The organism is Paenibacillus sp. FSL R7-0302 (assembly GCF_038006885.1).
GTDB lineage: Bacteria > Bacillota > Bacilli > Paenibacillales > Paenibacillaceae > Paenibacillus_AQ.
In genome coordinates this window covers 4,844,071-4,866,979 of sequence record NZ_JBBOWB010000001.1, presented here as the reverse complement: position 1 = coordinate 4,866,979, position 22,909 = coordinate 4,844,071, and the positions used below count along the sequence as shown (strand labels likewise).

19 protein-coding genes are annotated in these 22,909 nt (G+C 53.6%); 8 read left to right on the top strand and 11 right to left on the bottom strand.

Translation table 11 applies throughout. From position 1 onward, the window contains the following. Window positions 1-389: 389 nt before the first annotated feature. Window positions 390-1,433: a HAMP domain-containing sensor histidine kinase gene (locus tag MKY96_RS20960; protein ID WP_340942949.1), complete on the bottom strand. Its 1,044-nt coding sequence runs from the start codon at window positions 1,431-1,433 to the stop codon at window positions 390-392. Next, window positions 1,430-2,104 carry a response regulator transcription factor gene (locus MKY96_RS20955; RefSeq protein ID WP_076076479.1) on the bottom strand — a complete coding sequence of 225 codons (675 nt, stop codon included), beginning with the start codon at window positions 2,102-2,104 and terminating at the stop codon, window positions 1,430-1,432. Before MKY96_RS20955 ends, MKY96_RS20960 begins: the two co-directional genes overlap by 4 nt. A gap of 216 nt (window positions 2,105-2,320) precedes the next feature. Here MKY96_RS20955 and MKY96_RS20950 point away from each other — a divergent pair, with 216 nt between their 5' ends. Together MKY96_RS20950 and MKY96_RS20945 are read left to right on the top strand one after the other, a co-directional pair. After that, the gene (locus tag MKY96_RS20950; RefSeq protein ID WP_340942946.1) at window positions 2,321-4,699 is read left to right on the top strand and encodes an ABC transporter ATP-binding protein/permease; all 2,379 of its coding nucleotides are present in this window, start codon (window positions 2,321-2,323) and stop codon (window positions 4,697-4,699) included. 195 nt (window positions 4,700-4,894) lie between these two features. Further along, on the top strand, window positions 4,895-5,236 hold the full coding sequence (locus MKY96_RS20945) for a hypothetical protein (RefSeq protein WP_340942943.1): 342 nt from the start codon (window positions 4,895-4,897) through the stop codon (window positions 5,234-5,236). Between the two features lie 44 nt (window positions 5,237-5,280). Here MKY96_RS20945 and MKY96_RS20940 read toward each other — a convergent pair whose 3' ends face one another. Next, window positions 5,281-5,571 (bottom strand): hypothetical protein, encoded by a 291-nt coding sequence (locus tag MKY96_RS20940; protein WP_340942942.1) that lies wholly within the window; start codon window positions 5,569-5,571, stop codon window positions 5,281-5,283. Window positions 5,572-5,730: 159 nt separating this feature from the next. Then, window positions 5,731-7,161: a DHA2 family efflux MFS transporter permease subunit gene (locus MKY96_RS20935; RefSeq protein WP_340944679.1), complete on the bottom strand. Its 1,431-nt coding sequence runs from the start codon at window positions 7,159-7,161 to the stop codon at window positions 5,731-5,733. Between the two features lie 299 nt (window positions 7,162-7,460). On the opposite strand from MKY96_RS20935, the gene MKY96_RS20930 reads away from it, so the two are divergent. The 3 genes from MKY96_RS20930 to MKY96_RS20920 all read left to right on the top strand — a co-directional run bounded on the left by MKY96_RS20930 (window position 7,461) and on the right by MKY96_RS20920 (window position 9,865). Continuing rightward, window positions 7,461-8,042: a TetR/AcrR family transcriptional regulator gene (locus tag MKY96_RS20930; RefSeq protein ID WP_340942941.1), complete on the top strand. Its 582-nt coding sequence runs from the start codon at window positions 7,461-7,463 to the stop codon at window positions 8,040-8,042. Window positions 8,043-8,161: 119 nt separating this feature from the next. Next, entirely contained in the window at window positions 8,162-8,989 is an 828-nt protein-coding gene (locus MKY96_RS20925) for a metallophosphoesterase family protein (protein ID WP_340942939.1), read from the top strand. Window positions 8,990-9,166: 177 nt separating this feature from the next. After that, the gene (locus MKY96_RS20920; RefSeq protein ID WP_340942938.1) at window positions 9,167-9,865 is read left to right on the top strand and encodes an SDR family NAD(P)-dependent oxidoreductase; all 699 of its coding nucleotides are present in this window, start codon (window positions 9,167-9,169) and stop codon (window positions 9,863-9,865) included. A gap of 25 nt (window positions 9,866-9,890) precedes the next feature. Here the strand turns inward: MKY96_RS20920 and MKY96_RS20915 are convergent, their stop codons facing one another. Beyond that, window positions 9,891-11,102 carry a sugar efflux transporter gene (locus MKY96_RS20915; RefSeq protein ID WP_340942936.1) on the bottom strand — a complete coding sequence of 404 codons (1,212 nt, stop codon included), beginning with the start codon at window positions 11,100-11,102 and terminating at the stop codon, window positions 9,891-9,893. A 248-nt stretch (window positions 11,103-11,350) separates the two neighbouring features. Here MKY96_RS20915 and MKY96_RS20910 point away from each other — a divergent pair, with 248 nt between their 5' ends. After that, window positions 11,351-14,191: a glycoside hydrolase family 3 C-terminal domain-containing protein gene (locus MKY96_RS20910; protein ID WP_340942934.1), complete on the top strand. Its 2,841-nt coding sequence runs from the start codon at window positions 11,351-11,353 to the stop codon at window positions 14,189-14,191. Window positions 14,192-14,359: 168 nt separating this feature from the next. Here MKY96_RS20910 and MKY96_RS20905 read toward each other — a convergent pair whose 3' ends face one another. Both MKY96_RS20905 and MKY96_RS20900 read right to left on the bottom strand, forming a co-directional pair. After that, window positions 14,360-14,749 carry a hypothetical protein gene (locus MKY96_RS20905; RefSeq protein ID WP_340942932.1) on the bottom strand — a complete coding sequence of 130 codons (390 nt, stop codon included), beginning with the start codon at window positions 14,747-14,749 and terminating at the stop codon, window positions 14,360-14,362. A gap of 27 nt (window positions 14,750-14,776) precedes the next feature. Next, window positions 14,777-15,688, bottom strand: a complete 912-nt coding sequence (locus MKY96_RS20900; protein WP_340942929.1) for a helix-turn-helix transcriptional regulator — start codon at window positions 15,686-15,688, stop codon at window positions 14,777-14,779. 183 nt (window positions 15,689-15,871) lie between these two features. Here MKY96_RS20900 and MKY96_RS20895 point away from each other — a divergent pair, with 183 nt between their 5' ends. Next, window positions 15,872-19,009 (top strand): alpha-mannosidase, encoded by a 3,138-nt coding sequence (locus MKY96_RS20895; protein ID WP_340942927.1) that lies wholly within the window; start codon window positions 15,872-15,874, stop codon window positions 19,007-19,009. 16 nt (window positions 19,010-19,025) lie between these two features. After that, window positions 19,026-20,165 (top strand): glycoside hydrolase family 88/105 protein, encoded by a 1,140-nt coding sequence (locus MKY96_RS20890; RefSeq protein ID WP_340942926.1) that lies wholly within the window; start codon window positions 19,026-19,028, stop codon window positions 20,163-20,165. Window positions 20,166-20,575: 410 nt separating this feature from the next. Here the strand turns inward: MKY96_RS20890 and MKY96_RS20885 are convergent, their stop codons facing one another. The 4 genes from MKY96_RS20885 to MKY96_RS20870 form a co-directional block, all read right to left on the bottom strand. Further along, window positions 20,576-20,839 (bottom strand): hypothetical protein, encoded by a 264-nt coding sequence (locus tag MKY96_RS20885; protein WP_340942925.1) that lies wholly within the window; start codon window positions 20,837-20,839, stop codon window positions 20,576-20,578. Between the two features lie 94 nt (window positions 20,840-20,933). Continuing rightward, window positions 20,934-21,863, bottom strand: coding sequence for a phosphotransferase enzyme family protein (locus MKY96_RS20880; RefSeq protein WP_340942923.1), 930 nt, complete (start codon window positions 21,861-21,863; stop codon window positions 20,934-20,936). A gap of 23 nt (window positions 21,864-21,886) precedes the next feature. After that, entirely contained in the window at window positions 21,887-22,339 is a 453-nt protein-coding gene (locus tag MKY96_RS20875; protein ID WP_340942921.1) for a GNAT family N-acetyltransferase, read from the bottom strand. Between the two features lie 87 nt (window positions 22,340-22,426). After that, window positions 22,427-22,882 carry a DinB family protein gene (locus MKY96_RS20870; RefSeq protein WP_340942920.1) on the bottom strand — a complete coding sequence of 152 codons (456 nt, stop codon included), beginning with the start codon at window positions 22,880-22,882 and terminating at the stop codon, window positions 22,427-22,429. Window positions 22,883-22,909 lie beyond the last annotated feature (27 nt).

Sequence of the window (22,909 nt, the reverse complement as noted above, 5' to 3'; positions counted from 1 at the left end):
GGCGTGGGGAGGAAATAGGAGGGATAAATCCCTCTGATCCCGCCGAAAGTGGGCGCGGGGAGTAAACGAGAGGGATAAATCCCTCTGATCCCGCCGAAAGTGGGCGTGGGGAGGAAATGAGAGGGATAAATCCCTCTGATCCCGCCAAAAGTGGGCGTGGGGAGGAAATGGGAGGGATAAATCCCTCTGATTTCGCCGAAAGTGGGCGCGGAGAGGAAATGGGAGGGATAAATCCCTCTGATCCCGCCAAAAGTGGGCGTGGGGAGGAAATAAGAGGGATAAATCCCTCTGATCCCCCGCAAGCGGCCACAAAAGGGCGCACGCCCAACCCCTCAAGCCGCGCCCCCCGGCGGCCATTCGGTCAGCCCCGCCCCCCGGCCGCCTTCCCCTCAAGCCCCGCCTCCCGGCAGCTTGATCGTGAACGCCGAGCCCTGGCCCGGCTCGCTGCGCACCTCAATGGTGCCTTTGCTCAGGCTGATGATGCGCGCGGCGAGCGGCAGGCCGAGGCCATTGCCCCCGGCGGCGCGGGCGGGGTCGCCCTGGTAGAACTTCTCGAAGATGTGCTTGCGCACCTTCGGGGTCATGCCGATGCCGGTGTCCGCGATGACCACCGAGATCCAGGCCCCGTCCGAGTGGAGCGCGACCGAGATCGTTCCGCCCTCCGGCGTGAACTTGATCGCATTGCCGAGCACATTAAGCCACACCTGCATCATCAGCTCCTCGTTGCCATAATACCGCTGCTCATCCAGCTCTATATCCAGATTCAGCTGCTTGGCGGACCAGAGGGATTCCAGCAGCAGCAGGGCCTGGCGGAGCTGCTCGTCCAGCGGATATTCGGCCAGCTCGGAGAGCATCTCCTGGTTCTCCAGCTTGGATATCTTGAGGATGTTACCGGACAGATTGGAGAGCTGCCGTGAGCTCTCAATGATCATTCCGGTGTATTCGTTATGCTCCTCCTTGCTCAGATTCTCTTCCTGCAGCAGCATGGCGTATCCTTCGATTGCGGCAATGGGCGTCTTGAATTCGTGAGACACATTCACGACGAAGTCATTGCGGAGGGTCTCGATGCTGCGTAGCTCCTGAACCATAAGGTTGAAATGATGTGCCACCTCACTGATCTCATTAATCCGGTGGGACTCATTCAGATAGATATTGAAGTTGCCGTCTGCAATCTCTTTGGCTGCCTTGCTGAAGTCTGTAATCGGGGCCAGGATCTTCTTGCCTACCAGGATAGTGATCGTGGTCCCGACGACCAGGCTGAACAGCATCATCGTGAGAACAGGCGGAAACGGATTGCCGTGCTCCCTGGTATGATTGCCCAGCCGGTAATACAAGAAGGCTGTGATTCCCAGGATGAAGACAAAGAATAGAATGATCACGAACACCATTGAGACGAAATACCACCATAGCCCCCTGTCTCTTCTCCGAATCATCCCTGCTTCACCGCCTTATAGCCAAGCCCTCTGACCGTGACGATTTCAAAATCCGGATTGTCCCTGAAACGCTCACGCAGCCGGTTAATGTGAACCACCACCGTGTGCTCATCCGACTCGGAGTCCATCCCCCAGATTTCATCCATGAGCTGCTGCTTGGTGAAAATTTTATTCGGATAAGAGATCATTTTATAGAGGAGATAGAATTCCTTCTGCGGCAGCACGATGCGCTCTGGCCCCTGAATCACGGTTAACGTATCATAGTCCAGCACCGTTTCTGCCCATTCGATTTTGCGTTCACTGATGATTTTGGCCCGGCGCAGCAGCGCCCCGACACGCAGGAGCATCTCATTCACATTGACCGGCTTGACCATATAATCATCAATGCCAACGAGGAAGCCCTGCTGCTTATCGGCAAAATTCTCCCGCGCCGTCACCATCAGGACCGGAAGCTGACTGTTGTTGTCCCGGATCATCCGTGTCAGCTCGAAGCCGTCCATCACGGGCATCATAATATCGCAGATCATCAGATCGATGTATTCCTTATCCAGCATCGCCAGCGCATCCTCGCCATTCACAGCCGGAACCGTGCGGTAGCCGTGTCTGGTCAGTACAGTACAGAAGAGCTGCCGCAGCTTGGCGTCATCCTCCACTACAAGAATAGTAAACATAGGTTCTCCTCCTGGAACGGTTCCATGTTATAGAACGTATAGCCTGTATAGATGTTCTGTGGTTTTTTTTAAGTATACCTCATTAAGATCAACTTAATCTCAACCGGGAGTTTAGGTTTAGTTTATATTGGACGATTATACTGGGGAACAGCAGGACAGGAAATGCGTCGCACTTACAGAGAATAAGAGTATAGGAATGGAAAGGGAGACTGGACAATGCTTCAATTAAAAAACATTACCAAGAGCTATAAGACCGGCGAATTCACTCAAGTTGCACTGGATAAAGTAAATCTCAATTTCAGAGAAAGTGAGTTCGTTGCGATTCTGGGCCAGAGCGGCTCAGGCAAGACCACGCTGCTTAATATCGTCGGCGGACTGGATCAGTATGACAGCGGAGAGCTGATCATTAACGGCCAATCGACGGAGCGCTTCAAGGACAGCGAGTGGGATGCGTACCGCAATAACAGTGTCGGCTTTATTTTTCAGAGCTATAATCTGATCTCGCACTTAAGCATCACGGACAACGTGGAGATGGGGATGACACTCAGCGGGGTATCTTCAGCCGAGAAGCACCGCAAGGCGCTGGAGGTACTGGAGAAGGTCGGACTTAAGGATCATGTGCACAAAAAGCCGAACCAGCTCTCAGGCGGACAGATGCAGCGTGTGGCGATTGCCCGTGCGCTCGCGAACAATCCGGATATTATCCTGGCCGATGAGCCTACCGGAGCTCTGGATTCAGAGACCAGTGAGCAGATCATGGAGCTGATCAAGTCGATTGCCGAGGATAAGCTCGTCATCATGGTTACCCATAACCCTGAGCTGGCAGAGAACTATGCAGACCGCGTGATCCGCTTCTCGGATGGTCATGCGATCTCGGACAGCAATCCGCTGCCTACACAGAAGACCTCAAGTGCTTATAAGCTGAAGCAGACAAGCATGAGCTTTTTCACAGCCCTCAAATTATCCGGCAAAAACATTGCCACCAAGAAATGGCGCACGGGGTTGACCGCTTTTGCCTCCAGTATCGGAATTATCGGTATTGCCCTGATCCTGTCCCTGTCCAATGGCTTCGACAAACAGATCAGCTCCTATGAAACCGGGGCCTTATCCAACTTCCCGATCTCCATCAACCAGACGGCAATGAATTTGCAGAATGCAGGTCCTCCAGGGCAGGAAACAACGGAGCTCCCCTCCTATCCGGCTGAGAAAAAGCTGTATCCATACGACCCTACGGTGAATTCAGCCATCCACACGAACGTGCTGACCAAGGAGTATATCGAGTACCTTGACGGAATCGATCCCAAGCTGATTGACGGCGTCTCTTACACCCGTACCGTGAATATGAACTGGCTGGTGAAGAATGGGGACAAGGCGTCGGTTCTGGATAAAAGCAAGATCACAGTAGCACCGTATCCAAGCAAACAGGGCAGTGCCTCGGGCAGCTATCTGGAGCAATACTATGATCTGCTGGAGGGGAAATTCCCGACAGAGAAGACGGATCTTGTGCTGATCGTGGATCAGTACAACCGTCTGACCGATGGAGCAGTGAATGCGCTTGGACTGGATTATGAAGCAAAGAGTATCAATCTGAGTGATCTGGTCGGAACTCCGCTCAAGCTGGTCATGAACAATGATTATTATAAGCAAAATGGTGAACAGTTTGTAGTCAATGCAACCGGAGGAAATCTGAATGACCTCTACAACAGCCCCAAGGCAGTAACACTTAATATTGTCGGTGTGCTGCGCGCACAGGAGGGGTCGACAATCTCAACGCTGTCGCCCGGCCTGGTCTACTCCGATGAGCTGGCGGCTTCCTTCATTGCAGATGCACAGAAGTCGGAAATTGTACTCGCACAAGAGAAATCAGATATCAATGTATTGACGGGGCAAGCCCTGTCGGAGGGGATCGCAGGCGGGGGCTCCAGTACCGGAATGGGCGAGATGCCGCTCGTGAACGCCGGTATGGCAGCGGCAGCCAACATGTCGTCCATGACGAAGGAGAATGCCCTTGCAGCGCTGGGGGCCACGGATATTCCAAGCGCAGTCTCGCTGTATCCGATTGATTTCAGCGCCAAGGAATCTGTAACGGCTTATCTCGATAAGTGGAATGAAGGCAAAGCGGCGGAGGATCAGGTGCAGTACACCGATCTTGCGGCGATTGTGACGAATATTTCCGGCGGAATTATGGACGGGATTACGATGGTGCTGGTTGCTTTTGCGGCGATTTCCCTGGTGGTCTCCCTGATCATGATTGCGATCATTACTTATATCTCCGTAATGGAACGTACGAAGGAGATCGGCGTACTGCGTGCACTGGGTGCCCGTAAGAAGGATATCACGCGGGTGTTCAATGCCGAGACCTTCATTATCGGGGCATGCTCGGGAATTCTGGGTATCGGCATCACTTATCTGCTGACCATCCCGGTCAATGCAGTCCTCTACAACCTGACGGAGCTGAAAAATGTGGCCCAGCTGAATCCGCTCCACGCGCTCGTTCTTGGTGTCATTAGCGTCCTGCTGACTATGCTGGGAGGAGCTATTCCGGCCAAAATGGCGGCGAAGAAGGACCCGGTGACTGCCCTGCGCAGTGAATAACCAGCCGTAGTTCAGATCAACCAGATTGAAATAATGAAATGACGAAATAACAAAGAACCAAGGGAATCCGTTCCTTTGGTTCTTTCTGCATTTAATTTCCGCATGATAAATTGCCATAGATCACAGACATATAGGGATATTGTGGGATAAAATAACAGGAAATAGAGATTTAATCATGTATCCAGGAGGGATTAAATGAAGACCAGAGGCAAGTTGCAGGTCGTTGCAGGTTTTCTTATGCTGGCGGCTATCATTACCTTGCACGATGTGCTGGAGAATCAGACGCTGAGAATCGTATTATCGATCACTGTAGCGGTAGCCGCTGCTTATTTTCTTTCCAAAATCAGTCTACCGAAGCAGGTATCCGGCAGAACGATGACGGTAGCGTTAGTATCACTGCTGATATTCACTTGCGCATACCATATCCTTTTGTCCGTAGTTCTGGAGCAGAGTATATTCGCTAATGGCTTTTGGATGTTCTTATGCGTAATTTATTTGTTAATCTGGATGCGTGTCCGGCTAAGCCTCTCAAGATAGCGGCAGCCGCTTGCATTGGAAGCAGCCGGAACAGCAGTCTGGGATTACTCCGCAGATGGCAGCTGGGCGCGTAAGGTTTTCTTTTTGTTAATCTCCTTGGACAGCTCTAGCTGCTGCTGGGAGATTTTTTTGAGTTCGGCCTGCAGCTTGGTAATGCGGCTCATTTTACTGCTGAGGGAGCTTGGGGATGAGCTTAGCGTGCAGTCTTTTTCCAGCTGGTTGATCTTGAGCTTGGTCTTGCGGGTCTTCTTCTGCAGCTCTGTAATACCGGCTTCCATCTCTGCGATCTCCTGGTTTAAACGATCCAGCACCGGTCTTGTGAAATTAATAGCCATTCGGGCACCTCTTACTCTTCTTAATAATATGCAGTCAGGATATCATTGTACTATAAGCGCTACGTATATGCGAGGGTGCAGAAGAAGACCCGTGGAGTGCGCTCCGCGGGTCTTCTTCTGTCTGCAGCCTCTGAAACAGCACAGCATCAGGTGCTCTCCTTAGACTTCCTCAGCGACAACAATCTTCTGCTTCACACCCGGTTCTTTGGCCTGCCCCACCTGCTTAATGAAGAAGGAGAGGATCAGCCCGATTATTCCGATGCCCACAATAACCAGATAGGAATCGTTGATGCCCTGGATGGAAGCCTCCATGACCATATGCTGCTGAGTCTCGCCGGCAGCTCCGCCGCTGGCTGTGAGTTCCTGGAAGTGAGTGGCGGTACGGCTGGTCATCACGGTGACGAGCAGAGAAGTGCCTACTGCGCCGGCAACCTGCCTTACGGTATTGGAGATCGCTGTACCATGTGAATTCAGCCTGGAGGGCAGCTGATTCAGCCCGAGGGTCTGAATAGGCATCAGCAGCAAGGCCATTCCGATCCGGCGGCCGGTGGACATCAGCATCAAATAACCGTAGCTTGTCGAGTCTGTAAGATTCACGAAGCTGAGTGTAGTCAGAATCGTGATCGTCAGGCCGATAATGGCGAGCCATTTCGCTCCGAAGCGGTCGAACAGCTTGCCGGTGACCGGCATCAGCGCCCCCATAATCACCGCGCCGGGCAGCAGCAGCAGGCCGGATTCCATAGCGGTGAAGCCGCGGGCATTCTGCAGATAGAGCGGCAGCAGCATCATATCCGCATACATCACAATCGTAACCGCCACACTGATGACGGTGGTCAAGGAGAACATATTGTATTGGAAGGCCCGCAGATCCAGCAGCGGGCTCACGGAGGTGAGCTGCTTCCATATGAATAATCCTAGCGACACGGCGCCGGCGGCCAGCGACAATAGCACCTCTGCGCTGGACCAGCCAGCACTGGCTGCCCGGCTGAAGCCGTAGAGCAGGGTGCCGAATCCGATGGTGGACAGGATTACGCTGGTGATATCGATTTTGGGAAAAGAACGCTCGGCCACATTTCTCAGATAAATAAAACCGCATACGATGACCATAACGGTGAGCGGAAGCATGCCGTAGAACATCATCTCCCAAGAATAACGCTCCATAATATATCCGGCCAGCGTAGGGCCGATGGCCGGGGCGAAGATAATGGCCAGCCCGACCATCCCCATGGCGGCGCCTCTTTTCTCACGCGGGAAGAGGGTCAAAATAACCTGGGTGAGCAGCGGCATGATAATGCCGGCACCGGCAGCCTGAATCATACGTCCGGTAAGCAGCACCGGGAAGCTTCCCGCGAGCGCCGATACAAGGGTACCCGCAAAGAAAATAAACATCGAGGCCTGGAAAAGCTCCCGTGTAGTGAAGCGCTGCATCAGATAGGCCGTAATGGGAATCAGCACACCGTTAACCAGCATATAGCCGGTAGTGAGCCACTGGGCCGTGGCCGCCGTAATATTGAAGTCATGCATCAGCTCCGGTGTAGCCACGCTCATGATGGTCTGATTTAGTGTAGCCAGAAAGGCACCCAGAATCATTACGAAAAGAATAGGTCCCTTGGAAATGGATTGGGCTTCTTTGCTTGCTGTCTTGTTACTCACTATTCTTCATCCTTTCAAACCGCCAAATCATGGACTAAATTTACAATGTGTCGTATAGTTTACGATGTATAAAGTAGATTATAGATGAAAATATCATGTAATCAAGCAACGATTTTCGGGAAAATGTAAATTAGTTTACACTTAGAGGACATGTGTAGTGTATGTAGTAAAAAAACGACACTTTCGAGTGAAATTGTAGCCTGCACTTGGGCAGCAGCAGATTGGAGAGCATAGCAATGACTAATTCCGCCGAGCGGACAGATCCGCGTGTCCTTCGTACACGCCAGTTCCTGAAAGAGGCTCTGATTGACCTGATGGAAGAGATGAGCATTGAGAAAATCACCGTCAACCGTCTGGCGCAGCGGGCCCAAATTAACCGTGTGACCTTCTATCTGCATTACCGGGATATCCCGGATATGCTGGAGAAAATGGCGGATGATATGGCTGAGGAGGTTCTGGAAGTGGTGAGAGAGGATCCGGACTTTATGGAAGCCGCACAGCAAGAGAAGTGGCCGATGCTGGAGCACCTGCTTGTGCATATTGCAGAGAACGCCAAATTCTACAAAATCGTACTTACGTCGCGGAAGAGCACGATATTTACCGACCGGCTGTTTAAACTGATGGCAGACATTATTTCTGCACGGGTGGAGAGCAGGGTTAGCGCGCATGACGCTTCTGAAGTAACGGTACAGAAGGACATTGCTGTGTGGTATGGCTCGGCGGCCCTCATTGGTACCATCATCGCCTGGCTTCGGGAGGATATGCCGTATACGCCGCAGTATCTGGCCAAGCAGATCACTTCGCTACGGGCGAATTGATTGCCGGAGGCAGATCAGGAAGGCTCCACAGGTCCAAGAGCAGCCAATTCCTCCCGCATATAAATAGTAGAGACTACTATGTATTCTGAAGCTATTTTGATGAGGTGGGGTGGTGCGAGATGAAGAGACGGGCAAGACCGGCACGGAAGCGGGGGCTTCGCGCCAAGCGGCAGGCTGTACCCGGAGTGAAGCGCAGAATCAAGGTGCAGACAGTTGAATTTGCGGTGTTTGGTGACAGTCACGTGGGATATGGGAACAGCTTGAGCATCTTTAAGAGTCTTTTGCCTAAGGCAGTGGGCAGCGGGAACAAACGGTTTATCATCTTCGGGGGAGATAACACCCAGGCGGGGGCGGATCACGGGAATAACGCCGGGACGTACTATAAGGAATTCAAGGACACCGTTACCAGTACGCTGGGAAGCATCCCTTACAAGGCGTCGATCGGGAATTGGGAGGCCAGCACACGGTCGTTGTTCACCCAGTATTTAGGGGCGGTGGCCGGACAGATGAATTTCCCGGGAACGCAGGGCAAGGTGAGATATGTATGGCTGGATTGCGCACTGGGGCAATTCACGCCGGCCAGCCTCAATCTGCTGCGTAATCTGGATGACAGGTATTTCTATATTATTGATTTCCATTGGCCGCTGCGGGTGCAGGGCATTACGGTGGATTCCAGCCATGTGCTCAGCGCGGCCGAGACCTCCAAGTTCTTCACGGCCATTCCGGCAAAAGCCAGAGAGAAGGTGCTGGCGATCTTCACTCATCACGGGCACAAATTCTACCGGAAGCTGAACAACATCTATCCGGGGTACACCAAGACCAAATTCTTCGTCACCGGCTGCTCCGGGGACTACAAATGCAAGCCCGGCGGGAATATGGGCTACTATAACGCCACATTAACCAGCAGCGGGCCAGGCTATAAAGTTGAGGCTTATATCGCGCACTGAGGGGCTAAGGGAATGAGACATAGCAGCGGGAGAGTGTCGTGAAGACATTCTCTTTATTTTTGGGCGGGCGTCCTGGCGGTAAACTTGACAGCCCTTTCATGGGTTGGGTATGGTTTAACAATACCGAATAATAAAAGTCATCAATACAAATAGAATTACGACAGGAGGAACAATACAATGAATATTCTAATTACAGGGGCGGGACGCGGACTGGGCCTTGAATTGGCGGCAGCTGCGCTGGAGCGTGGACATGCTGTTATTGCCGGGGTGCGGGATCTGACGCGCGGGCAGGCAGCATTAGCTGATCTGGCGGCAGTATACGGGGATAAGCTTACTCTTGTGACGCTTGATGTGACGGACGAGGCCGGAATAGCAGCGCTTGCTGCCAGCCTGACAGAGCAGGCCCGGACACTCGGCGTCATCATCAATAATGCCGCAGTGCTGAATGCCACGGACACCGCACTTGAAGCGCTGGATATGGAAGAGATGCAGCGTGCCATGGATATCAATCTGTACGGGCCGATGCGGGTGGTTAAGCACCTCCTGCCGCTGCTGACCGGTCCGGATGCTTCAATCATCAATATCTCATCAGAGGCAGGCAGTATCACCAATGCTTACCCGGGCAGCTATCCGTATACGATCTCCAAGACCGCGCTCAATATGTTCACGCAGAAGCTCCATGTCACGCTGAAGGACCGCGGCATCCATGTGCTCAGCGTCCATCCCGGCTGGATGCCTACCGATATGGGCGGAGCTAAGGCACCGCTTCACCCGCGCACCAGCGCCGAAGGCATTCTGGACCTGATCGGGCAGAGAGCCGAGCCGGCCGGCCATTTCAGATTCGTGGATTACACGGGTGAGGATATGGATATCTAGCTGGACATCTCCAGCACTTCACCTGTTAAGAGGCAAGTGGTGTGGTGATTTTCTCGTCCGGAGAGCGGCGGGGCCAGAGCAGCAATCCCAGTGAGCAGACTACCAGAACTACGCAGAGCAGGTAGGAATGGCGGTATCCTAACCACTGGGCTGCGGCTCCTCCCGCCAGGCTTCCGGCCAGTCTGCCGATGGTTGTAGCATTGGTATACAGCGTGGAGGCATAGCCGGGAAGGTCCGGCAGCAGATCCTGAATATAGCTGATGCCAATGGCAGAGATCACAGCGACAAAAAAAGCCAGCAGCACCTGTCCGGCGATGAGCTGCCACAGCTCACCTACTCCGATCACCAGCGCATAATAGATTCCCCCCATTGCCATTCCCCAGCCCAGCAGCACCTTGCTATCGTATTTGGCTGACAGCAGCCCCAGCACCAGCATGAACGGAATTTCCATTAACGCACAGATACTGGCCACCGAAGCTACATTCTGTGTAGTACCTCCAAGCGTATTGACAATGAACAAGGAGATATTCAGACTATTGGCCCAGTGTCCGGTATAGAGCAGGGTCAGGATGAGAAAAGGAACCAGTACCCTGGAGCTGCGTTGCAGCCCGGACGGCTGCTGGATACGTCTGTGGACCTGCTGCTTAGCGGCTGGAGGACGTACGAAGCTGAACACCAGAAGGGCATTGAGCAGGAAGATCAGAGTGGTCGATGAGAAGATCCCCTGAAATCCGAAGCGGCTCAGGAGTGCGGCTCCTACCAGCGGACCGCTGATGAAGCCAAGGGAGAACATCGAGCGCAGAGCCGAGTTAGCCAAGGCATGATCAGGAGAGCTGCTGGCGCTCACAGCTTCTCTGGCACTGGCGAATAATTGCGGCATCGCCGGGGCGCCTAATGCGGTGAATATGGTCATATAAGCCAGCAGCGGGTAGAAGTCATGGATGAATATGTATCCGGCAAAAGCAACGGCGTTGAACATCATACAGATCACCATCAGCCTGCGGCGGTTCAGCCCGGCGTCGGAGCGTTTGGCAATGAACATGCTTAAGGCTACTCCGCTAAGCAGCGTCACCGCTGTAAATATTCCGAAGGTTCCGGCACTGACACCGAGTTCTTCTGTGAAGTAGACCGCCAGGAATGGAGCGCTGATAGAGATGGCCATTCCCTGGAACAGCATGCAGAGCAGGAATATAGGGTAGGTTGGAATGAGGAGCAGAGCATAGGTTCTTTTGAGCATAGAGTGTGAGGACTTCCTTTCAGCATCGCTTGTAGTCTTATCTTTGATATAATTATAGTATAACGTCAATAGCATATGATGTGTCTGATTAGTATCTTTACCATACGGAATCCCTAATAATGAACTGATTTTTGGGCCAATTGTTCAGGTGTTATTGTCCGGGAGAATCTTCTAAGATGGAGGAGGATAGGACAGCCGGGCTGTGCGGACGTTCGGTTTGGCTGGAGATGAAACCGTTATCATGAAGAATGAAGGAGAGATTATATATGGACGCTGCTATGTATCCTTTTAGACAAATGGAATTGCCATTAGATGAACGTGTTCAGGATCTGCTCTCCCGGCTGACGCTGGCGGAGAAGGTCAGTCTGATGCCGCAATATCAGGCTGCCATTGAACGGCTGGGTGTAGGCGGTTACAAGCATGGAACGGAGGGAGCGCACGGGATTTCCTGGCTCGGCAAAGCCACCTCATACCCGCAGCCAAGCGGCCTTGCCTGCACCTGGAACCCGGCGCTGCTGCAAAGAATCGGCTCGGCGATCGGCGATGAGGCCAGAGCCTTTTACCGTAAGAATCCCACCATTAACGGCTTGACCCTGTGGGCACCGACTGTGGATATGGAGCGGGACCCGCGCTGGGGGAGAACAGAGGAAGCCTACGGGGAAGACCCTGAGCTGACAGGCCGATTGAGTACAGCGCTTGTTCAAGGAATTCAAGGCGATCACCCGGTGTATCTGAAAGCGGTCGCAACCCTGAAGCATTTCCTCGGGAACAACAATGAGATTGACCGGGGCGTGGCTTCGTCCAGCATTGACCCGCGCAATATGCGCGAATATTATCTGGAAGCGTTCAAGCCTGCCTTCAAGGAAGGCGGCGCACAATCCATGATGACCGCCTACAATTCGGTGAACGGCGTGCCGGTGATCCTCCATCCGGCGGTGATGGAGATTGTGAAGGGCGAATGGGAGATGGACGGCTTCATTGTGAGCGATGCCGGAGACCTGTTCGGGATTGTGAAGGATCATAAGTATTATGATTCCTTCGCCCAATCTATGGCGGAGTCGATCAAGAACGGCATAGACAGTGTAACTGAAGAGACAGAGGAGACTATTAAGGTTATTCACGAGGCGCTCCGTGAAGGGCTGCTGACGGAGGAGGATCTGGACCGCGCGCTGGCGAACACCTTCCGCGTCCGCTTCCGGCTCGGTGAGTTCGACCCGGAGGAAGGTAATCCGTATACGATGATAGACGACTCAGCCATTCTCAGCAAAGCGCATGGCGAGCTGTCACTCGAAGCCGCGAAGGAATCCATCGTGCTGCTGAAGAACGATAACGCAGCCCTTCCGCTGAATGCAGCCGCGCTCTCCAAGGTGGCTGTGATCGGCACGCTGGGGGACGAAGCATTCAGAGACTGGTATTCCGGTACGCTGCCGTATGCGGTGACCCCTATGCAGGGAATCACCAAGAAGCTGTCAGGCAAGCAGGTCACCTTCGAGAGCGGGGATGACCGGATCATTCTGACCTCCGCTGCCAGCGGACAAGCGGTGGGGTTTACAGGTGAGGACGGACGGCTCGCAGTGCTGCATGATCAGCCGGAGCGGGGAGAGATGTTCCGCCATACGGCGTGGGGCTGGACCGCTCATACCCTTGAATCCGCCAGCAGGGGACAATATGTTACCCTGACAGATGTCGGCACACTGACCGCTTCCGCTGATGAAATCTATGGCTGGTATGTGAAGGAATCGCTGAATCTGGTGCCGGAGGGGGAAGATGCAGTCAGCTTGCGGACCTGGAACAATCAGCCGCTTGTTATCAGTGCGGAGGACGGAACCATTCACGTTGCTGAAGAAGAAACGTCTGCCGAAGCAGCCCAATTCCATAAGAAAGTTGTCGTGAACGGAGTAGAAGCAGCAGTGGAAGCGGCCCGGGCCGCTGAGGTTGCCGTTGTCTTCGTCGGTAACCATCCGCTCTTGAACGGCAAGGAGGAGATTGACCGGCCGGATATTGTACTGCCCGCAGAGCAGGAGAATCTGGTCAAGGCTGTCTATGCCGCCAACCCGAACACCGTCGTGGTGATCGTCGGCAGCTATCCGATTTCCTCCACCTGGATCGACGAGCATATTCCGGCCGTGCTGTACACCTCGCACAGTGGACAGGAGCTGGGCCATGCCGTCGCAGATGTCCTGTTCGGCGATTACAGCCCGTCAGGCAAGCTGAATATGACCTGGTACCGCAGCGTCAGCCAGCTGCCTGAATTCATGGACTACGATATTATCCGGGGCAAGAGAACCTACATGTACTTCGACGGTGAACCGCTCTATCCGTTCGGTCACGGTCTGAGCTATGCGCAGGTGAACTATAACAGGCTGTCTCTGGCGTCGGAGGAAGTATCACAGGAGGGTACGATCAGTCTGAATGTAGAGCTTCAGAACAGCGGGAGTGTAGACGGTGACGAGGTAGTCCAACTCTATGTCCAGTGCTTGTCTACCCGGATCAGGCGTCCGCTGAAGCAATTGAAGAGGTTTGACAAAATCCGGCTGGCTGCGGGACAGAAGCAGACGGTCACATTCACCTTACCGGCCGCTGAACTCTCCTTCTGGGACGTCAGCCGCGAACAGTACTGTGTGGAGGATGGGGAATACATGCTAATGGCAGGCCGTTCCTCGGGAGATATCCGGCTGTCCGCCACAATCAGGGTGCATGGCGAGACCGTTCCGCCGCGTGATCTGTATACGCCAGTGAAGGCTGAGAATTACGATGATTACGATAGCGTCTTCCTTGATGTATGCAAGGCAGGCGGCGCTGCGGTGCATCCGGTGAAGGAAGGGGCATGGATCGCCTTCCATAATGTCCGTTTTGCAGAGGGTGCAGCAGGCGTCGAGATGCTTATATCCTCCGTCCAGGGAGGTATGGTTGAAGTCCGGACCGGCAGCCCGTCCGGCAAGCTGGCGGCTACCCTTACAGTTCCGTCCGGCGGCGTTCAGCAGTGGCACAGCCAGTCCGCTATAGCGAGTGTGGATGCAGGGACCACAGATGTATATCTTGTCTTGCGGGGTGAGGTTCTGCTCAGCCGCGTGCAGTTTACGGTGTAAAAGTCAGCCCTGTTACTGTTCAAATGTAAATTTCTCGCTGAAACGGTACCATCCTTTAAAAGGACGGTACCGTTTCCACTTGTCCAACATGCAAGAAGCTAACAGAGCAGCGTTTCTCCTGTAACGGGAGAAGCGCTGCTCTGCTGTGTATCCGGTCCCCGGATAAGTCTAGCTTAATTCATCCGTCACATCTGACCAGGTGGAATAAGCAGGCAGCTTCTGCAAGCCCCAATAATCCAGCAGGATACGGATCACGCTGTCCCTGTCAGTCATCTCCCGGGAGAAATGCCTGAAGGACCCGTCTGGATAGCCGAGGCGCAATTCAACGACGATGCTGCTGGGAGTATGGCGGATAGGGGCGGCCTGCATATACAGACTTCCCTCTACCGGCGTACTGGGATCAATGACGATGAAATCATCCGGATCTTCGGCGAAGCCGTTAACGATATGGGTGATAAGCGAGGCTTCAATCGCGTAGTTTGCATAGGTTTCATATTGGGTGCTGATTGTATACGTGACACCGCTGCTGTTATCTTTGCTGGAGTTTAGCGTTTCCATGTTCCATTTTCCTCCTCGATATTTAATTCAATACGAACTCAAAGACGAAGCCCCGCCAGATGCCCCCTGCGCCTTGCGGAATGCGGAGGGGGACATGCCGCTCTGCTTATTGAAGATGCGGTTGAACTGGGAGAAGCTGTTGAAGCCGCATTGCCCGGCGATGTCGGAGATCTTGTACCGGGTATGGAGCAGGAGCTGCTGGGCTTTGCGGACGCGGGTCATCTGGATGTACCCGGTCAAGGTGAAGCCGGTGACGGTTCTGAACTGGTGCGATAAATAATAAGGGCTGATATAGAATTCCTTGGAGATGGAGTCCAGGGACAGCTCGCTGCCGTAATGGCTGTGAATGTGGGCGGTGATTGAATAGATTTTTTGCATCATGGCATTGCCGATCTCCTCAAGCACGTACGCATTCTTGTCATTCTGCTGGGACAGACTGCATAAGAACTGCTGGAACAGACTGTGAATCAGTACCGGATTCAGCGGTGAAGCGCTGCGGGAACAGTTGAAAATAGCATTGAGCGGCTCGAACACGGCACTGCGCAGCCCTCCGGTGAACCGGTAGATCGGAACCTCCTCGGCGAACGGTTGCAGCATTGCATTGTAAGCGGTCTCAAATCCGGGTATATTCCTGGGCAGGTTGAAGTTGATAATTAGCCGCTTATGCGGCGGGCCTGCGGGATACTGGGTCATATGCAGCCGGTACGGAGCAAGCAGAACAATGTCATACTGCTGCAGGGCATGTACATTACCTTCAATAATATGAGTAGCGCTGGAATCCAGCAGAATATGAATCTCATAAAAGTCATGATCGTGCTGGAACTCCATATTGATGTCGTGAGATCGCTGATCGTAGTCAAAATAGTAAAAGAGCGGATCAGCCGGAGTATTGATCCGTATGCTATATTCTTGTTCGTATAACAGGTCGCTGTCAAGCATAGCCTCTCTCCTCATCATTGCCGTTTTACTAAAGAAGCCTAAGCCGTTTCCACCTGTATATTATAGGCTCAAAAAAGCAAAATATGCAATGAATCGGTCGGAATACAGCAAGAGTAGGGTAGTTTTTGGAGTGAAAGGTTTGCTATAGTGACCATATGAAAGCGGATACAGGGAGTGATAGGGATGTTATTCACAGAAGAAAAACTGATCAAACGCCAGGCTGAAGTGGAAAAGTATAGATATCTTAAGGTCCAGGAGCTTACAGAGTTCGCGTTCGCTGAGGATGAGGAAGGGGCTAACGGTGTATACCCGGAGTCGGTCTCCTTTGATGGCGTCATCAGGCTTCAGGAGCATTGGCGCGGGCGGGACCGTTACATCTGGCTCCGCACAGAGATCGTGCTGCCGCCTAGTCAGGCAGGCTTCAAAATTGCCGGCAGATTTGATTTTGGCAAAACAGGGGACTTCAATAACTCCGGCTTCGAATCGCTGCTGTTCGTGAACGGATCGCCTTATCAGGGCGTAGATAACAACCATAGAGAAGTAATCTTTGGCGATGAATGGGGCGGACAGACGGTAGAGCTGGCCTTCCGGCTGTGGTCGGGACTTGAGGGCGGCGGAGTGCCTAGAATTCAGGAGCACCGGCTCAGCGAAGCGTTCATCGGCTATTTGGACGAGGGCATAGATGATCTGTTCTACATGTCGAAGGCGGCGCTCGATACCTTCCGTTATCTGGGCAGAGACCAGCCGGAGAAGCAGTGGCTGTTAAGAGCACTGAATGAGGCCTTCCGTCTGATTGACTGGTCGGAGCCGGGTTCGTCAGAGCATACGGCTTCGCTGTATCAGGCAGGTGCCAGTCTGAATCAGGCGATAGAGGCGATGCCGCAGACTTTTGACGTAACCCTTACGGCTGTGGGCCATACCCATATTGATGTTGCCTGGCTGTGGAGGCTGAAGCATACCCGTGAAAAGACAGCCCGTTCCTTCTCCACCGTACTGCGGCTGATGGAGGAGTTCCCGGAGTACCAGTTCCTTCAGACACAGCCTCAGCTGTACGCTTATCTGGAGCAGGATTATCCGGAGCTGTTCGGGCGGATCACCGAGAAGGTGAAGGAAGGGCGCTGGGAAGCGGAAGGGGCGATGTGGCTGGAGTCGGATTGTAATATCCCGTCCGGCGAGTCGCTAGTCCGCCAGATTATGCTGGGCAAACGCTATCTCCGTGAACAATTCGGCGTAGAGAGCAAGTACCTGTGGCTGCCGGATGTCTTCGGGTACAGCTGGGCGCTGCCGCAGATTCTCCGTAAATCGGGCATCGACACGTTCATGACGACCAAAATCAGCTGGAACCAGTTCAACCGGATGCCGCATGACACCTTCTGGTGGCGGGGGATGGACGGCTCAGAGGTGCTGACGCATTTCATCACGACCTCCGAGAAGGATGGGGCAGAGTACACGTATAACGGCCGGATGACGGCGGGGCTGCTGCGCGGGATCTGGAATTCCTATCAGGATAAGGAGATCAACGATCACCTGATGTTTGCATACGGCTGGGGTGACGGAGGCGGCGGGCCGACGCGGGAGATGCTGGAGCTTCGGCGGCGCTTCGACAAGCTTCCGGGCATCCCGAAGATTGAGATGGGAAGTGCCGGGGATTACTTTACCGGGCTGCATGAACGGATCGAAAATGCGGAGTCGTTCGTACACACCTGGAACGGTGAGCTGTACTTCGAATGCCACCGGGGCACGTACACCTCACAAGCCCGCAACAAGAAATATAACCGCCGCCTGGAGCTGCTGCTGCGCGATGCCGAGTGGCTGCATACGCTGACGGGTGTAAGACAGGGGAATCTTGAAACCGCTTATCCTGCGGCTGAACTGACCGGGATCTGGGAGATTCTGCTGCGCAACCAGTTCCATGACATCATCCCCGGCTCGTCGATCGCTGAGGTCTACGAGGATAGTGATGCTGAATATGCAGAAGGCGAGGCGCGCTCACTGGCTCTGATTAACGGTGTGGCCCAAGAAGAAGAGGCTGACAGCAGGTTTACTCTGATGAACAGCTCGAACTGGAACCGCCCGCGTTATGCGCTGCTTCCTATAGCTGCCGCAGATTCCGCACAGGTTCATGATGCTGACGGGAACCGGCTATGGCAGCAGCGGACGGCAGACGGGGAAGTATTTGTCTATGTTCCGTCTGTGCCTGCACTGGGCACGGCGGTGCTGAAGGTAGTACACGGACAAGCAGGCGAAGCCACCCAGGAGGCACAGATTCCGCCGCTTGCAGCCGTATCTGGCAACACGCTGAGCACACCGCTTGTTGAAGTGGTGTGGAATGAGCAGGGGCATTTCACTTCGATGATCGACCGCAAGAGCGGCCGTGAGCTGCTGGCGCCAGGGCAGCGGGGGAATGTACTACAGGTGTTCGAAGATAAGCCGCTGGATTTCGAAGCGTGGGATATCGATATTTTCTACCAGGAAAAGATGACCGAGATCACTCAGCTGACCGGATGTGAGCTGACCGAGAACGGCCCGCTGCGGGCGGTGCTGCGTATGACCTGGACCTATCACCGCACAGCGGTTACCCAGGATATCATCTTCTACCGTGATACTGTGCGGATTGACTTCCATACTGAGCTGGATTGGCACGGACATAACCAGCTGCTGAAGGTGGCTTTCCCGGTGGATATTCATGCGCTGGAGGCTACCTATGATATTCAGTTCGGTAACGTGAAGCGTCCTACACACTGGAATACGAGCTGGGATTACGCCCGCTTCGAAACGGTGGGCCATCAGTGGGCGGATATCAGCGAGAAGGGGTATGGCATTGCGCTGCTTAATGACTGCAAATACGGCTACGATATCAAGGATAGCGTGCTCCGGCTGACGCTGCTGAAATCGGCGGTGCATCCCGATCCGCAGCAGGATCAGGGGCATCATGAATTTACGTATGCCCTGTACCCGCATACCGGTGATTTCGTCGAAGGCAGGGTGGTCCAGGAGGCGTGGGAGCTGAATAACCCGCTGCGCAGTGTCGCAGGCGAACTGGAAGGGAACCCGCTGCTCTATATCGATGGTGCGCATGTGACAGTGGATGCTATCAAACGTTCGGAGGACGGCAAGGATGTGGTGCTGCGCCTGCATGAGTACGCAGGTTCCCGGACGCAGATTACTGTAGATAGCGCCTATTCTATGGCTTCCTGGCAGGAATGCAATCTGATGGAGGAGCCGCTGGGAGACTGGCAGGAAGCAGAGGAGCTGAGCTTCCAGGTGAAGCCTTATGAGATCAGAACGTTCAGAATCAAGCTGCGCGGGGCGCAGAGCTGAGAGGAGAGAGGCTAGGATGGAAGCAGGAGAGAAGCAAGCGGTGCCGGTTAGCTGTGTGAGCAAGGAAGAGGTTATGCAGAAGCTGGACCTGGTCACGAATAAGCTGCTGAAGCTGGGCCGGCCGGATAATGAAGCGGAATTGCAGAACCTGGGGGAAGATGCGGGACGCCGGGGGTATTTTGCAAGGGACTTCGGGATGGAAGAGTGGGATTGGCCGCAGGGAGTGGGGCTGTATGGCCTGCAAAAGCTGGACCGGCATTTCGGGGACGGCCGTTATGCGGCATACACCAAGCCGTGGATGGCCCGGCAGCTGGAGAAGGGATTGCCCAGCCGGAATATTAATACGACTGCCCCGCTGCTCTCACTGATGGAGCTGGAAGAGGCCGGAGAGCTGAGTCTCGAATGGATAGATTGGCTGATGCACGGCCTGCCCCGGACGCTGGAGCAAGGCTATCAGCATGTGACTACGGGGACTCAGAAGCATGAGGTCTCGCTCCATGAGAACGAGATCTGGATTGATACGCTGTTCATGGCGATTCTGTTCACTGCCAAAATGGGTGTGAAGTACGACAACCCGCAGTGGCGCGAGACCTCGCTGCATCAGCTGCTGCTGCACATTAAATATCTCTATGACAAAAAGACCGGCTTCTTCTTCCATGGCTGGCATTTTGCAGAGCGCCACAACTTCAGCGAAGCCTTCTGGTGCCGCGGCAACGGCTGGTTCGCCCTCGGTCTGCCGGAATATCTGGAGCTGATGCGGCCCTATCTGACAGACGGAGTCTTCAGCTATCTCCAGCAGACGCTACAGGCCCAGGCGGAAGCCTTGCTCGCTTGTCAGAGCGGAGACGGACTATGGCATACCCTGCTGGATGATCCCGGCAGCTATACCGAAACCTCCGGTTCGGCTGCGATTGCCGCCGGTATTCTGAACAGTGTGCGCCGGGGGCTGCTCCCGGAGGCCTATAGCGAACCTGCACTACAGGCAATCCGCGCCATCCTGGACAGAATTGACGGCGAAGGCACAGTGCTCGGCGTGTCCGGCGGTACTCCCATCGGCGCAGCCAAGGAGGACTACAAAGGGATCATCATTGCCCCTATGGCCTACGGACAGGCGATGGCGCTGGTCGCGCTGGGCGAAGCGCTGCATTACTGCTGAAGCCGGAGTCTGGGCAGGGGCGAAGCGGGCTGAGTGATAAGAATTGAACAAGCGGCAGCCAGGGACGAATGATTCGTCTGAGGCTGCCGCTTGTCATATTGTTGGGGGAACGCACAGGGGACGGGGGGCTGGCCTGTATGCGCAAACCGAATACATTTGGTGTTGGCGAGAGTGTGCGGCCGAATGTAATCGGAAAACCGATCACAATTGGTGTTGGCGAGAGTGTGTGGCCGAATGTAATCGGAAAACCGATCACATTTGGTGTTGGCGAGAGTGTGCGGCCGAATGTAATCGGAAAACCGATCACAATTGGTGTTGGCGAGAGCGTGTGGCCAAATGTAATCGGAAAACCGATCACAATTGGTGTTGGCGAGAGCGTGTGGCCAAATGTAATCGGAAAACCGATCACATCAAGTATCCAATCCGTGGTCCTCATCAATGCACCAGCCGAATTCGTCAACAATGGCCATCACCAACCCGGTTATCGCACGCTCCAATGGCTCATCTATCTTAGTTGCTGGCAGAATGACCTCGACCAGGTTCACCGCTTCAATCCCCTCCAGGGTATAGTAAGCGTAACTGCCGTCCGAATTTGCGGAGATTCCCTTTACCCCGATATGCGCTCCATGGAATGCCTTGGAGAAAGATAAAGGACCGATTTTGTCAAAACCCATTAAACTAATAAAAAATCGCTCCAGTACCTCCGTCCTTACCGTCTTGGCGTAGTCCACAGAATGGAGGCTAATGTAGTCATACACTTCACTCACCTCACGTATGCATATACTCAATCTTGCTTCTGTACAGATTCAGAATCCGCACCTGCTCCTCGCTAAGCTCCTCGAAGTTCCAATACATATGCATCAGGTTGTATTCAAACAGCTCTTTCAGTCTCATAAACAGCGGCAGTTTTCTGGCCATCTCAGCGGAGAGGGGATGCTCTTCCTTATATCCGTCCGTGATTGCCTTGGTAATCGTGCGCTTATAGTCCATGAGGTTTTGTCCCCCCGCGAATGAGTACTCCAGCGCAGAATAGATCGGTACAGCTAAATCGTAGGCATAATAATGTCGCTCACAATCCTGAAAATCAATCAACGTCAGCGCAGAGTCACTGTCCACCAGGGTATTGTTCAGCCACAGGTCCCCGTGGATTAACCCGTAGTTCGCCTCATCTTTGGGCAGCATTCGGATCTGCTTGAGCACATCCTTCGCAATATCCCGTATGGCCCGTTCTTCAGCAGGAATGTACTTGAGAAAATCATATTCATCGTTATCATACCAATGCGGAATCGGCTGGGCAGCGTCAGACTGCTGATATTCTTTGCTCACCTGATGCATTCTGCCTATTTGCTGTCCGAGGGTTCTGAGGATGGTTTTGTCCCATTTGGCCCGGGGCAGGTGGATTCCGGCTGCCGCCCGGAACAAGACCACGAACTTCTCTTCTTCATCCAGCAGCAGGGTGCTGATAAGCGAATTATGTTCAGTAGGTATAACCTCCGGCACCCGTACGCCCCGATTGAACAGATAGGTTGTCCAGTTCACTTCAGCTAATTGTGCTTCATAGGTCTTATAATTCGTAATTCGGGCGAAAAATGTCTCCTTACCCGAGTGACAACGGTACATTTCGTTGGTGACCGCCTCCACACTGGAGAGTTGAACCGGATAGGTAGTATTCAGAAATTGCAATATTTGTGCTTGCATAGGTTGGTTAACCTCCATTTGACTTACAGATCCTGAGACAGGCGTATCATATCCATAACCTGCATCCCGTTCTCATAGATTTCTTCACTATAATGTCTGATGAAAAAGTCCCTGTCGATCCCCGTGATCCGGAATCCGCATTTCTGATACAACGCAAGCTGGCCGATACTAGAGTTGCCTGTGCCGATCTCCAGCGTTTTGAATCCGAGATGCTTAGCCTCCTGAATCGCGTGATTCACCAGTTGCTTCCCGATCCCCCGGCCTTGGAACTCCTCACCCACTGCAATATTGACCAGCTCGGCGGTCTCCGGTCTGGTAGGCAGTAACACATAGACTCCGACCACTTGTTGATCCGCCTCAGCAACGAAGCATTGTCCTCTTGCAATATAGTCCTTAACCAGCTTCGGTGCAGGGTCTGCCAATAAAAGCAATCCGGTTGGGGGCGGTTCATCTGTGTGTAACGCTCTAATTTCCATTCTAGCATTCGCTCCTTATTCATTAACAGGCCAGATGCAGCCAGTCCGTGATATGAAAGCTACCCTATTAACATTCGTGAAGTCCTGTTAGAGTCTCACAAAAGTGATGTAATCAACGGGAGCCGGTTCTGCCGATTCCATCCGAAGGGCCCGGTTGATCTGTCCCCGGTGATATTGCCCATGTAAAAGCACCTGCAGCAGGATGTCCCGCACGGAGGTCTGGAACGAGGTTCCATTTTGGCTGCTGTAGCTAATCATCTGATCCAGCGCAGATTCTTCCAGCTTGCCGATATAGCTGCGGTATTGCTCAGCATTCTCTTCGAACAGTTGCCGGATTGCCGTCAGGTCTTCCGCTTCTTCCCATAATGCGTATTGTGTGCTGCCCTTACCCTGCAAGCGCGACAGCCAGACTTGCTCCGCCACCGCCACATGCCGCACCAGCTTCAGCAGCTCCGCGTCCTTCGTGTGACTCGCTTCAAGCGCTTCCAAAATCCGTCCGTCCGCCCAGTACAGATGGTCCATCATGCGCAGGATTGTCTTCATTTGAGTTCCTCCTTAGAGTTTTTTAGC